The following is a 13,350-nucleotide window of genomic DNA, read 5'->3' as shown; positions in this document are numbered from 1 at the left end:
AACCATATCTATTCTATCAAAGTGAGGTGTTTTTTTTTCAACGCTTAAGCTTTTCTGAACACACCTGCATAGCAGGTGGTTTTATTTATAGACAAAAAAACTGTCGCACTAATTTTTTAGTGCGACAGCCCCTTAATTTATAATTATTTATACATTTCTAAAGTTCTTTCTGTGGCCTTTAAAAGATTATTAAGTTCAAATACTTCTCCCTCTTCAATTAGTTTATTTAACTGTGTCTGATATCTAGTAGACTCAACAGATTTTCCTATAGAAGATAAAGTAAGTATATTATCCATTATATTAGATACTATATTAGATTTAACCTCAAATAACTTTTGAGCATCCTTTATTTCATCCTTTATCTCTAACATTTTTTCGTCTAATTGAAAAGCTGCATCCGCTGCTGACTTAAGCTTATATTTTATTTCTTCAGGTATATCATGTTTATATTTATAATTTAATGAATGTTCTATAGTAGCCCAGAAATTCATAGCTAATGTCCTTATTTGGAATTCTGCTAATATTTCTTTTCTTCCTTCTGCCATATTTACAGGATATTTAATAATTACATGATAACTTCTATATCCACTAGCTTTTACATCCGTAATATAATCTTTTTCATATATAATTTGCATATCTGTTCTTTGCCTTATCAAATTAACTACTTTTTCTATGTCATCTACAAATTGACACATTACTCTTATTCCTGCTATATCTTCCATTTCATATTCTACTCTATCTAATGGTATATCAAACTTATTGGCCTTTTCTAATATGCTTGATATTTCCTTAACCCTACCTGTAACAAATTCTATAGGTGAATATTCATTTTGTCTTCTATATTCTCTTCTTATACTTCTAAATTTCACTTTTAATTCTTCCACTGCCTGTTCATAGGGTATTAAAAAAGTCTTCCACTCTCTTATAGCCATATTCTCTGCCCCCTTGATAGTTATTTATTAATTATACACTCATTATAATTATAATACATTACATTGCAATTAATAATATATTTTATTCATATTTTTTGATATAATAAATTTATGCAAATTATTATAAAACTATTATACTAAAGGGTGATTCAGTGAAAAACAATATATTTTCTGGCTTAGAAGAGCTAGGTTTTAATGATATAGAAAATCTTAAGATATATAAAAAGGATTCTGAAGATGAGAAAAAGGAAAAAAATGAAGAAGTTTCCCCTAAAATGTCACCTATATATAACAGAGAAATTACCTGCCCTGTATGTAGTAATCAATTTAAAGCCAAAGCCATAAAATCCTCTCATTATAGAGTTGGTAAAAAAGATACAGATTTTTTTATACGATATTTATCTGTAAATCCTTATTTTTATGATGTTTGGTTATGTAATCAATGTGGTTACGCTGCATTAAAATCTGATTTTGAGAAAATAAGAGATTTTCAAATAAAATTAATAGAAGAAAAAATTAAACCTAGGTGGCATGGAAGAATTTATCCAGAATCTTATGATGTAAATATAGCTATTGAAAGATATAAACTTGCCTTATTAAACTATACTATAATGGAAGCTAAATCTAGTAAAAAAGCTATGACTTGTTTAAAATTAGCTTGGATGTATCGTTTATTAGAAGATATCAATAATGAATTACTATTTTTAAAAGAATCCTTAGAAGGATTTAATGATGCTTATTATAATGAATCCTTGCCAATATACGGCATGAATAAATATACTATAATGTACCTAATAGGAGAGCTTAATAGAAGAATAGGTATTAATGATAAAGCTCTGTTGTGGTTCGGTCAAGTTATAACCCTTCCTGGTACTCCTCCTAAACTAAAAGATTTAGCTAGAGATCAAAAAGATTTAATTAAAGAAGAAGAAAAATTAAAAGAAGAAGAGAACAGTTCTGCTACTATAGATTCTTCTAATTCTAGTGAGGCCACAAAAACATCTGCTAAGAATACAAAGAGAGGATTTTTCTCTAAATTATTTGGAAAATAAAAAGTATATGGTACTATATATTATTTTAGATACCATATACTTTCAAAATTATTAAATAAACAGATTTACATTTGAATCTTCAGCTTCCCCTAAATAATATCCTACTCCTCCTATTTGTACTCCTTCTATAAGCTCTTCTTTTTTTAACCCCATAACGTCCATGGACATTTGACAAGCTACAATATTTATGCCATTATCTATAGCTGATTTAATAAGCTCTTCTAATGAGCTTATATTCTTATCTTTCATTACTTTTCTTATCATCTTACTTCCCATCCCAAGCATGTTCATATTTGAAAGCTTTAATTTTTTACTGCCTCTTGGCATCATAATACCAAACATTTTATCCATAAAACCTTTATTCACATTTACTTTCTCAGGTTTTCTTAACACATTTAATCCCCAAAAAGTAAAGAACATAGTAACCTTTTTACCCATAGATGCTGCTCCATTAGCAATTATAAATGAAGCTATAGCTTTATCTAAATCCCCACTAAATACTACAATAGTTTTATTATCATTTTTTTCAATGTTATATATTTGTTCTTTAGAGTTACTTAAATTTTTACATCCTTTTTTTATTAAAGCTACAACTATTCCTTTTTCACTTTTAACATCTAGCAAGTCATTATTAGTTCTTTCACACCAAGCCTTTATATCCTTGAAAAAACCAGGATCTGAAGCTTTAGCTTTTAAAATCTCTCCATCTTTCATATATCCAATTGTAGAGTTAACTTGCATTAATGGTCCTGGACAACTTAATCCACATATGTCTATTTCCTTATCCACTTTATCAACATTTTTTATGGTATTATCACTAACATTTTGTGAATTGTTTTTTTCATCTTCTAAAAAAGAATTGTCATTTTCTATTTTATTAGGTGTAAACTTACTCATAATATAAGTTTTATATCCTCCTGTTAAATTTTTTGCTTTGAATCCATTAGCCTTTAATATCCTATAAGCTATATATCCTCTTAATCCTATTTGACAATAAATCAATATTTGTTTATTTTTATCTAATTCATTTAATCTATTTCTTAATTCATCTAAAGGTATATTTATACTATTTTCTATATACCCTCCTGCATTTTCTAAAGATGTTCTTACATCTAACAATATAGTACTATTTTTATCTCTACTATCTATATCTTTAGGTAAAATCATTTCTACTCTCCTAGCAAGTACATTTTCTGCTACAAATCCAGCCATATTTACTGGATCTTTTGCTGAAGAATACGGTGGCGCATAAGAAAGCTCTAACTCTTCTAAATCATATATTGTTCCATTCAATCTCATAACTGTGGCTATATCATCAATCCTCTTATCTACTCCATCATATCCAGAAGCTTGAGCACCCAAAATTTCACCTTGATTATTGAATATTAACTTTATACACATAGGAATAGCATTAGGATAATAAGAGGCATGGGATTGTGGATGAATATATATAACATTATAAGGTATATTTAATTTCTCTAATGTCCTTTGATTATTTCCTGTACTTGCCGCAGTTAAATCAAAGACTTTAATTATTGCAGTTCCTTGAGTTCCTTTATATTTAGAATTCACTCCACATATATTATCCGCAGCAATCCTTCCCTGCTTATTTGCCGGTCCTGCCAAAGGTATAGCTGTATTCTTTTTATTTACAAAATCAACTACTTCTATAGCATCTCCTACTGCATAAATGTTATCTATATTAGTTTGCATATATTCATTTACTAAAATATGTCCTTTAGTGCCCATTTCTATTACACTATTATTTATAAATTCTGTATCTGGTCTAACTCCTATAGCTAATATAACTATATTAGCCTTTAACGTATTGCCACTATTTAATATTACTTCTATTTCATTATCATTATCTTTAAAGCTCTTTACTCCATCTCCTAATATTAATCCTACTCCATTATCCTGTAATTCTTTTTCAGCATAGGTAACCATATCTGAATCAAAAGGTGCTAAAATATGCGAAGCTGCTTCTACTAAATTTACTTTTATCCCTCTATGAGTCAAGTTTTCTGCCATTTCAACTCCAATATAGCCTCCCCCAATTACTACTGCATTCTTTATCTTACCACTATCTACATGTTTTTTGATAATATCTGTATCTGGTATATTTCTTAATGTAAATATTTTATTGCTTTCTATACCTTCTATAGATGGCTTAATAGGTTTTGCTCCTGGAGATAATATAAGATAATCATAGCTTTCTTCATAAATTCCATTTTCTCTGCTATTAACTTTTACCTTTTTAGCATTTACATCTATTCCTACTACCTCACTATTTATTCTTATATCTATATTAAATTTATCCTTCATAGCTTCTGGAGTTTGAACTATAAGCTTATCTCTTTCTTTTATTGTCTCACCTATATGGTATGGCAATCCACAATTAGCAAATGATATATAATCTCCTTTTTCAAACATGATTATTTCAGCATCTTCTTCCAATCTTCTAAGCCTAGCCGCTGCTGACGCACCACCGGCTACTCCACCTATTATTAATACTTTTTTACTCATATATTAGATTCCCCCTATAAATTTATATAAAAATCTTTACTCTTCAAACAACATCTTTATCAAATTACAAATTTTTTTATCACAGATTCTATAATTTATTTCAAGTCCGTTTCTTTCTCCCTTAATTATTCCTGCAGTCCTTAATTTCTGTAAATGCTGAGATATAGTAGACTGAGGCATTTCCAAACAATTTTGCATATGAGTTACATTACACTGTCCTTTTTCTATTAAACCTTTTACTATACACAATCTCACAGGGTGAGCTAAAACCTTTAATATTTCTGCTATATGATTAAAATCATCTATATTATAATTATTCACAATACTCCCTCCATTAATCTTTATATTTATATATTACGATTATTGAATATAGTTGTCAATAATTAAACCTATAAAAACTAAAAGAGTCTTATAGGTTTAAAATCCAAATAATCACAAGAAGTTAACATATACTGAATACCATCTTTGTTTCCTTCAAAAACTTTATCTTTATTTACATCATGCAAATGTCCGTAAACTACTATTTGCACATTATACTCCCTAAAAATTTCTATAAATTCAGTTCCATCACATTTGTCATTTATAGGAGGATAATGCAACATAACAATAAACTTATTGAATCCATCTTTTTTAGCTGAATCTAGAGATAGCCTTAATCTTATCAATTCTCTTTTATAAATCTTTTCATCCTGTGCAGTAAATTTATCTCCACCTGGACATATCCAACCTCTTGTGCCACATATTGCATAATCTTCATAGGGAAAATAATTATTTTGAATAAACTTCATGTCATCATATAAATTATTTAACTTGGTAATACTAGTCCACCAATAATCATGATTACCTTTTACTAATATTTTCCTACCTGGTAGATTATGAATCCATTCTAAATCCATCATTCCTTCTTTAATTTTCATAGACCAGGATATATCACCCGCTATAAGTACGGTATCCTCATCTTCTATAGTTTTTAACCAATTTTCTTTTATCTTTTCTTCATGCTTATACCAATTGTCTCCAAAAATGTCCATAGGCTTATCTGAAGTAAAAGCCAAATGAAAATCCGATATTGCATAAATTGCCATATATTCACCTTCTGTCTATAAGTTCATCTATATCCATTACATAAGCTATAACCTTAGCTACAGCATCATATAATTCATAGGGTATTTCATCTCCTAAATCTACATTAGTTAAAAGAGCAGCTAACTCTTCATCATAAACTATAGGCACATTATTATCTTGAGCTTTTTCTACTATTTTATCCGCAACATATCCCATGCCAGCCGCAGTAACTACAGGGGCATCATATCCTTTTTCATATGAAAGAGCCGCTGCTTTTTTATTTTTCATAAAATATCCCCCTTAATATGTAAAAAAACACTACACTTTTACATTGATAGCACCGATATTCTCATCATTAAAAAATTCTCTACAATTAACTATATCTAAATCTTCCGATTTCTCTTCTACCTTAACATATACATTATACCCTATATCACTTAATGCCTTCAATATTCTATCCTTTCCTTTGTCCAAAATTTTCACCCACTGTTCTTTACACTTTATATCCACATTCATATTCATATTATTTATTGATATAAATGCATCTACCACTCCCATATTAATAGTTGTTACAGAAGTAGCAATCTTAACGTTCCTTCTATCTATCTTCTTTCCTTTTTTTCTTTCATCTTTTATTATTAATTTACATTGATAGTCTTCTTTATTAATATTTACAGGTAAATCCATATAATAATATCCATCAGAAATATTATTGAATACCTTAAAATTATTTACTTCTCCTTTCAATAGTTGAATAACTTTTTCATATGCTTCTCCTTTTGCTGATGACTTATTTGTTAATAAATTACTTATAGTATCTTTCATTTCTTTAACTTTATCATTTATTTTATCCTTTATTCCATCAGCTAAATCTTCTATATTATTTTTTATAATAATTTCCTTTTTGCTTATGGTATCTTTGCTTTGATTTTCTTTATTTTCTACAATATTCTTATTGATGGTAGAATTATTTTTTTCTATATCATTTGTTTCTGCCTTTTGAGAAGTTTTTAAAGAAACTTTTTCTTCATTAACTGTATCTTTGTTTAATTGTAATCCTTCTTCTTCATTCTTTAATACTTTTTCTGGAAAATTTTCTGATGTTTCCTCTATATTTTTCCCCAACGGCAATGTATTATTTTTGTTATATTCTTGCATAGTATCTTTATTAATAATATCTTTACTATTCATATCCTTATTAGAGATATTCTTATTATCATCTCTATTTACAGATTGTTTATTCTGTTGTAAAGTCTCCTTATTTAAAGTGTCATGCCTCTCTGATTGAAGATTTTTTTCATAGTTAGATTTATTCCATTCATCTTGTATTTTTTCTAAACTTTTATATATACTCATAGGTTCTTTAAAAACCTTATTAAAACTCTTTATATTATCTTCAGTTAAATCTATATTATTTTCTAAAAGAGTTAAAATACTATCCTCATCTAATTCTTTTAACTGAGAAAAAAATCCCTTTAGTATATTCTCTACTTCTCTACCTTTATCCGAATTTAAATTTATACCTCTACTTTCTATATACTTATTTATAAAAGCCTCTTCTTCCAACGGATCCTTTGCAATTTTATTTATAAAATTTATTAAAGTTTTAACTTCAGATATATTTTCTTTTGTAAGCTGTATATTATGCTTAACCATTTTTTCTAATAGAACATAATCTTCTTTACTTACTGATATATTTTCACCTTTTAATATGTTTTCTATAGAATCTTGGGTTAATTTTTCTTCTGAACTCTTATTGTTTAAAATAGTTAATTGGAGTTGGCCTTCTTCAAAACCATCTACTTCGAACTTTATAAGTCCTTCTAATGAAAACTCTAGAGGATTTTTTAACTTAGCAGAGAATTGCCAGCCATCCAATAATCTTAATAACACTTCACCTTTTCCTTCATCTAAACTTATCATTCTTGCTAAAAATACCTCTCCTACTTGAAATGACAGTTTATTTGTAATTCTTTTTGAATTAAGATTATAGGCATTATTTATATTGAAAATTCCTGCCATAAAATCACCCCTCTTTATATATCGTATAAATAATTATAACATTAAAGCAAACTACCTTAGTAGTTTGCTTTAATGTTATTATATAAACTAATTATTATTTGCTAGCTGCTTTTTAATACTTTCTTTGTGAAGTATAGGTGATACACTCTTATAAATGACAACAGTTATTATTGACACAAATACACCTTTTATAAAATTAAACGGTATAATAGTCCATATTATAAAAGCATTTATATTTGTAACTTTTGGATTAATTTTTTGTGCTAATTGAACAAATGCTTCCAAAGGTATATGAAGAGCTCTTTCATATAATGGTAATAATAAATAATAATTAAATATTCCTGCTGCTACTGACATAACTATAGTACCAAAGATTAAACCTATTATAGCAGACTTTCTATTTTTGTTATTTCTGTATATAAAACCTGCAGTTAATATCATTACTGATCCTACCAAAAAGTTTGCTAATTCTCCTACAAATGCTGTTTTGGTAGCAAATATTCCATGTAATATATTTTTTATTAATTCTATAATTACTCCTTGTACTGGACCTAATGCAAAAGTTCCAATAAGTGCTGGTAGATCACTAACATCTATTTTAAGAAATTCTGGAAACAACGGTAGTGGCAATTCAACATACATTAATAAAAATCCCATAACACTAAGTAATGATACTTTTATTAATACATTTAATTTGTTATTTTTCATTTAATCTCCCTCCTAATCCTCATATCTTCTTAAGCTATGGTACAATAAAAAAACCCTGACATCAAAAAGTCAGGGCTAAAAAACTTATTCCTTATCATACCTTCTTTCATCCAGACTTTACTGTCGGCTTCGGAATTTAACCGAATCATGCCTTTCGGCTCGCGGGCTTTACCGCCGGTGGGGAATCACACCCCGCCCTGAAGATATTATTTTATTAATAATCACTTTACAAAGTAATTATATGATACTTTTATTTAAAATTCAATAGAAATCTATATAATATATTATTTTTTATTTCTCTATTGTTCTTTCATACTTAAAGATATTCTTTTTCTTTTTTCATCAATTTCTAATACTGTTACCTTTACTATATCGCCTACCTTAACTACATCTAATGGATGTTTTACAAAACTATCAGATAATTGACTTATATGCACTAATCCATCTTGATGTACTCCTATATCTATAAAAGCACCAAAGTCCGCCACGTTTCTTACAGTGCCCATAAGCACCATCCCTGGTTTAAGCTGATTTATATCTATAACTCCAGTTTTAAATATTGGTTTAGGTAATTTTTCTCTTGGATCTCTACCTGGTTTTTTCAATTCTTTTATTATATCTTTCAAAGTAGGTATACCTAGATTCAATCCCTTAGATAAATTTTCCATACCTATATTTTCAACTCTCTTCTCTATATCTTTTAACTTATTATTATTAAGTTCCTCGATATCATATTCTAATATATCCAGTAACTTCTTGGCCCCTTCATAAGATTCTGGATGCACTGAAGTATTGTCCAAAACTTCGTCACTTTCCATTACTCTTAAGAACCCCGCACATTGTTCAAAAGCTTTTGCCCCTAATCTTTTCACTTTAAGAAGTTCCTTCCTGTTTTTAAATTTACCATTTTCCTCCCTATAAGCTACTATATTTTCAGCTATTGATGAATTTACTCCAGAAACATATGATAATAAAGATGGAGTCGCTATATTTAAATCCACACCTACATTATTAACACAATCCTCAACTACTCCTTTTAAAGATTGATCTAATTTCTTAGGAGTTACATCATGTTGATACTGTCCTACTCCTATAGCCTTAGGATCAATCTTCACAAGTTCAGCTAATGGATCCTGTAATCTTCTTCCTATAGATATAGCTCCTCTTATAGATACATCAATATTAGGATATTCCCTTACTGCAAGTTCAGATGCTGAATAAACAGATGCTCCTGCTTCTGATACTATTACATAATAAAGGGATTTTCCCTTCTCCTCTTTTACTTCGTTAATAACTTTTTCTATAACCTGTTCAGATTCTCTACTAGCAGTACCATTTCCCAATGAAATTACATCTACATTATATTTGTATATTAATTCCTTTAGCTTCTTAACCGATCCCTCTATATCATTTTGAGGTGCAGTAGCATAAACAGTTGATATATCTAAAAGTTTTCCTGTGTCATCCAATACTGCTATCTTACATCCTGTTCTAAATCCTGGATCATAGCCTAATACTACTTTTCCTTTTATTGGAGCTTGCATTAAAAGTGCTTTCAAATTAGCCTTGAATATATCAATAGCGCCTTCCTCTCCTCTATCAGTTAATTCGGATCTAATTTCTCTTTCTATAGAAGGATAAATAAGCCTTTTCAAAGAATCTTCTATACTTTTTTCTAAGTATAAATCTGTCAATGAATTTCCTTTTAACACTTTTGTTCTTAGATATTCTATTATTTTATCAGTATTAGTCACAATTTTAACTGAAAGAATTTTTTCCTTTTCCCCTCTATTTATAGCTAGTATTCTATGGGAAGGTATACTTTTTACAGCTTCACTATATTTATAATACATTTCATAAGGAGTTGATTCGTTACTTTCTCCACTAGTTTGAATTACTCCCTCTTTATTTACAAAAGCCCTTATCCACTTTCTATATTCCGCTTCATCAGATATAACTTCGCTAATTATATCTTGAGCCCCTTCTAAAGCCTCCTCTGAAGTGCTAACTCCTTTTTCCTCATTTATGTATTTACTTGCCTCTTCCTCAATTACACCTTTAAATTTTCCATTCAATATTATATCTGCTAATGGTTTTAAACCTCTTTCTAATGCAATAGTAGCTCTTGTTCTTTTTTTAGACCTAAAAGGTCTATATAAATCTTCTACTTCTGTTAATGTATCACATTTTAATATCTTATTTTTTAATTCTTCAGTTAGCTTTCCATGTTCATCTATAATTCTTATAACATCTTCTTTTCTTTGATCTAAATTTCTTAAATAAATGAGTCTATCAGATAGTTGTCTTAAAATTACATCTGTTAAACCTCCAGTTACTTCTTTTCTATATCTAGCAATAAAAGGAATAGTATTACCTTGATCTAGTAAATCTATAACATTATTAACCTGTTTTATGCTAATTTTTAATTCTTCACTTAATCTCTCTTCGATTTTTTTCATATTTACCTCCATATTTTAAATTTTATTCCAAAGCAATCGTTAACCAAAATTATTTTACAACAGTTATATACTATTTTGCAATGTAATATATTTTATAAGAGCATTAATTTATAGGAGAACATTATGTATAAAAATTTCTTTTATTATTTACTTTCTTTATCTTTAATAATTTTTTATCTTAGTTTTAATTTCATGATATCTATAAAATCTTTTGATAGCTATTGCGTTAAAAAAAATATAGAATATCTATCCTCAGAAGAATTTAATGGTCGATTGGCAGGTACAGTAGAAAATATAGAGGCATCTAACTTTATAAAAAATAAATTTATAGAAAATAAACTTAGTCCTCTTAATAATAATTATTACCATAACTTTACTACTTATTACCCTGAGAAAATACCCGGAAAACCTTATCTCAGAATTTTGAATAAAGACAAAATAGTTATAAAAGATTATATTTACTCAAAAGATTTTAAAGAGGAAATGTTAAACTTTAAAAGTAATAAAGTTATTCTAAACTCATCAGATAAAATTCATTTTGATAAAAACTTCTTTACTGTATCTACAGAAAAAGGTAATTTTTTATTTTTTGTTCCCGAAAATGATAATTTAAATTTTAGAAGCTCTTTTTTCCCTGAATCTGAAATGGATATGTATATTATGATAACTCAATCTACAAAAAATGATATTGAAAAATTTATAGATAACGACTGTATATTAGAATGTTTTATACCTTTTAAAATAAATAAAGCTGAAATAAATAATGTAACAGCTTTCATAAAAGGGAAAAATTCTTCTTCTCCTATTGTTCTTTCAGCACATTTTGATCATTTAGGCTCTGATTTAAACAATACTGTATATCCTGGCGCTTTAGATAATGCATCTGGTACAGCTTTTATAATTGAGATGAGTAAATATTTGAAATCCATTGGCAAACCTACTAATGATATATTATTCATAGCTTTTAATGGAGAAGAATTCGGATGTCTAGGCTCTAAAAAATTTGTTCAGGATTATTATAAGCTAATAGAGAGTAGTAAAGTTTTTAATTTTGATATGATAGGTACTGATAATTCAGCACCTTTATGCATAATGGGTGGAAAAAATGATTCTGTAAACTCTCCTCTTATAAAATCTACTGCCAATGTATGCTCTAAAGAAAAAATATACTTTAACTATTTATTTGAAGATTCTAGCGATCATAGTGCTTTCACCGATGCTAATATAAATGCAATAACACTTATAGATAATGATTCAAGTCGTATTCATACTCCTAATGACAAAGCTTCTTTTATAAGCAAACAATCCATAGATAGATGCTTTAAAATAATTCAAGAAGAAATCATTAACTATGCCTTTGATAACAATCCATTAATCATACACTATAAAGCATTTTCTATAATTTCATTTATAGTCTTAATAATCTTGTTCAATACATCTTATAAGTTAAAAAGGTGCTAACTTAGCACCTTTAACTTATATTATTTTTGCTTAAGATATTCATTTATAAATAAGTCTATATCCCCATTCATTACTGCTCCCAAATTACTTGTTTCTGCACCAGTTCTATGATCTTTAACTAAATTATATGGATGAAATACATATGATCTTATTTGACTTCCCCAACCCATATCTTTTAATTCTCCTGTTAAATCCTCTATTTTTTCCTTATGAGCAGCTTCCTTTAATTCTACTAACTTTGATTTTAACATTTTTAAAGCTGTTTCTTTATTTGAATGTTGACTTCGTTCATTTTGACATTGTACCACTATTCCCGTAGGTATATGAGTTATTCTAATAGCAGATTCAGTTTTATTCACATATTGTCCCCCTGCTCCTCCTGCTCTATAAGTATCTATTTTTAAATCTTCTGGTCTTATGTCTATATCTTGGCTTTCTGTAAGTTCAGGTAATACTTCCAATGATGCAAAGGAAGTTTGTCTCTTACCATTAGCATTAAAAGGCGATATTCTTACAAGTCTATGTATTCCCTTTTCAGCCTTAAAATACCCATAAACAAAATCTCCACTTATTCTTAAAGTAACACTCTTTATTCCTGCTTCATCTCCTGGCAATAAGTCAATATTTTCCACTTTATATCCTTTTTTCTCGCACCATCTAGTATACATTCTTAGTAACATTTCTGTCCAATCTTGAGCATCTGTTCCCCCAACACCTGCGTGTAAAGTTATTATAGCATTATTTCTATCATATTCTCCTGAAAGAAGTACCTCTATCCTAAAATTTTCTATGTCCTTTTTTAAGTCATCTATTTCTTTTAATATTTCTTTTATAGACTTTTCATCATCTTCTTCTATTAACTCTATAAATATTTTATTATCCTCTATTTTACACAAAAATTCATCATATTTTTCTATTCTATCTTTTAAAAACTTTTCTTCTTGAGTTATTTCCTGTGCTTTTTTAATATCATTCCAAAACTCAGATTCTTGCATTTTGTTCTGTAATTCTTCCACCTTAAACTTAAGCGATGTTAAGTCAAAGTGAATCACCTATCTCTCCTAAAGTACTTTTAAGGTTATTAAGAATATTAACTGCTCCTTCCACCTCTAATAGCATTCTATC

General features: G+C 28.2%; 11 protein-coding genes and 1 riboswitch. Of the genes, 2 read left to right on the top strand and 9 right to left on the bottom strand.

The window, feature by feature from the left end; translation table 11 throughout:
- Positions 1-143: 143 nt before the first annotated feature.
- Positions 144-932 carry a GTP diphosphokinase gene (gene yjbM / locus J2Z24_RS16675; protein ID WP_035144994.1) on the bottom strand — a complete coding sequence of 263 codons (789 nt, stop codon included), beginning with the start codon at positions 930-932 and terminating at the stop codon, positions 144-146.
- A 152-nt stretch (positions 933-1,084) separates the two neighbouring features.
- Here yjbM and J2Z24_RS16670 point away from each other — a divergent pair, with 152 nt between their 5' ends.
- Positions 1,085-1,984 (top strand): DUF2225 domain-containing protein, encoded by a 900-nt coding sequence (locus J2Z24_RS16670; protein ID WP_035144996.1) that lies wholly within the window; start codon positions 1,085-1,087, stop codon positions 1,982-1,984.
- Between the two features lie 51 nt (positions 1,985-2,035).
- Here J2Z24_RS16670 and J2Z24_RS16665 read toward each other — a convergent pair whose 3' ends face one another.
- The 7 genes from J2Z24_RS16665 to J2Z24_RS16635 form a co-directional block, all read right to left on the bottom strand.
- Entirely contained in the window at positions 2,036-4,510 is a 2,475-nt protein-coding gene (locus J2Z24_RS16665) for a DsrE/DsrF/DrsH-like family protein (protein ID WP_035144998.1), read from the bottom strand.
- Positions 4,511-4,546: 36 nt separating this feature from the next.
- A complete protein-coding gene (locus J2Z24_RS16660) occupies positions 4,547-4,834 on the bottom strand; it encodes an ArsR/SmtB family transcription factor (protein ID WP_035144999.1) in 288 nt (95 codons plus the stop codon).
- A gap of 74 nt (positions 4,835-4,908) precedes the next feature.
- A complete protein-coding gene (locus J2Z24_RS16655; protein ID WP_035145001.1) occupies positions 4,909-5,595 on the bottom strand; it encodes a metallophosphoesterase in 687 nt (228 codons plus the stop codon).
- 4 nt (positions 5,596-5,599) lie between these two features.
- Positions 5,600-5,863: an EscU/YscU/HrcU family type III secretion system export apparatus switch protein gene (locus J2Z24_RS16650; protein ID WP_035145003.1), complete on the bottom strand. Its 264-nt coding sequence runs from the start codon at positions 5,861-5,863 to the stop codon at positions 5,600-5,602.
- A 30-nt stretch (positions 5,864-5,893) separates the two neighbouring features.
- A complete protein-coding gene (locus J2Z24_RS16645; RefSeq protein WP_035145004.1) occupies positions 5,894-7,597 on the bottom strand; it encodes a ring-infected erythrocyte surface antigen domain-containing protein in 1,704 nt (567 codons plus the stop codon).
- Between the two features lie 87 nt (positions 7,598-7,684).
- Positions 7,685-8,305 carry an ECF transporter S component gene (locus J2Z24_RS16640; protein WP_035145006.1) on the bottom strand — a complete coding sequence of 207 codons (621 nt, stop codon included), beginning with the start codon at positions 8,303-8,305 and terminating at the stop codon, positions 7,685-7,687.
- Between the two features lie 94 nt (positions 8,306-8,399).
- A riboswitch (FMN riboswitch) is annotated at positions 8,400-8,514 on the bottom strand.
- 90 nt (positions 8,515-8,604) lie between these two features.
- Positions 8,605-10,764 carry a Tex family protein gene (locus tag J2Z24_RS16635; protein ID WP_035145007.1) on the bottom strand — a complete coding sequence of 720 codons (2,160 nt, stop codon included), beginning with the start codon at positions 10,762-10,764 and terminating at the stop codon, positions 8,605-8,607.
- A gap of 123 nt (positions 10,765-10,887) precedes the next feature.
- Here J2Z24_RS16635 and J2Z24_RS16630 point away from each other — a divergent pair, with 123 nt between their 5' ends.
- A complete protein-coding gene (locus J2Z24_RS16630) occupies positions 10,888-12,225 on the top strand; it encodes a M28 family metallopeptidase (RefSeq protein WP_035145010.1) in 1,338 nt (445 codons plus the stop codon).
- 20 nt (positions 12,226-12,245) lie between these two features.
- On the opposite strand, the gene prfB is transcribed toward J2Z24_RS16630, so the two are convergent.
- Positions 12,246-13,344 (bottom strand): peptide chain release factor 2 gene (gene prfB / locus J2Z24_RS16625; RefSeq protein ID WP_241393000.1). Its coding sequence is split into 2 segments (ribosomal slippage): positions 12,246-13,274 and positions 13,276-13,344, totalling 1,098 coding nucleotides; the frame shifts between segments, so codons are not numbered across the junction.
- Positions 13,345-13,350: the final 6 nt, after the last annotated feature.

It is taken from the genome of Clostridium tetanomorphum (genome assembly GCF_017873215.1).
Classification (GTDB): Bacteria; Bacillota; Clostridia; order Clostridiales; family Clostridiaceae; genus Clostridium_AO; species Clostridium_AO tetanomorphum.
Note: the sequence above shows the minus strand (reverse complement) of the source record. Positions and strands in the feature narration are given on the sequence as shown.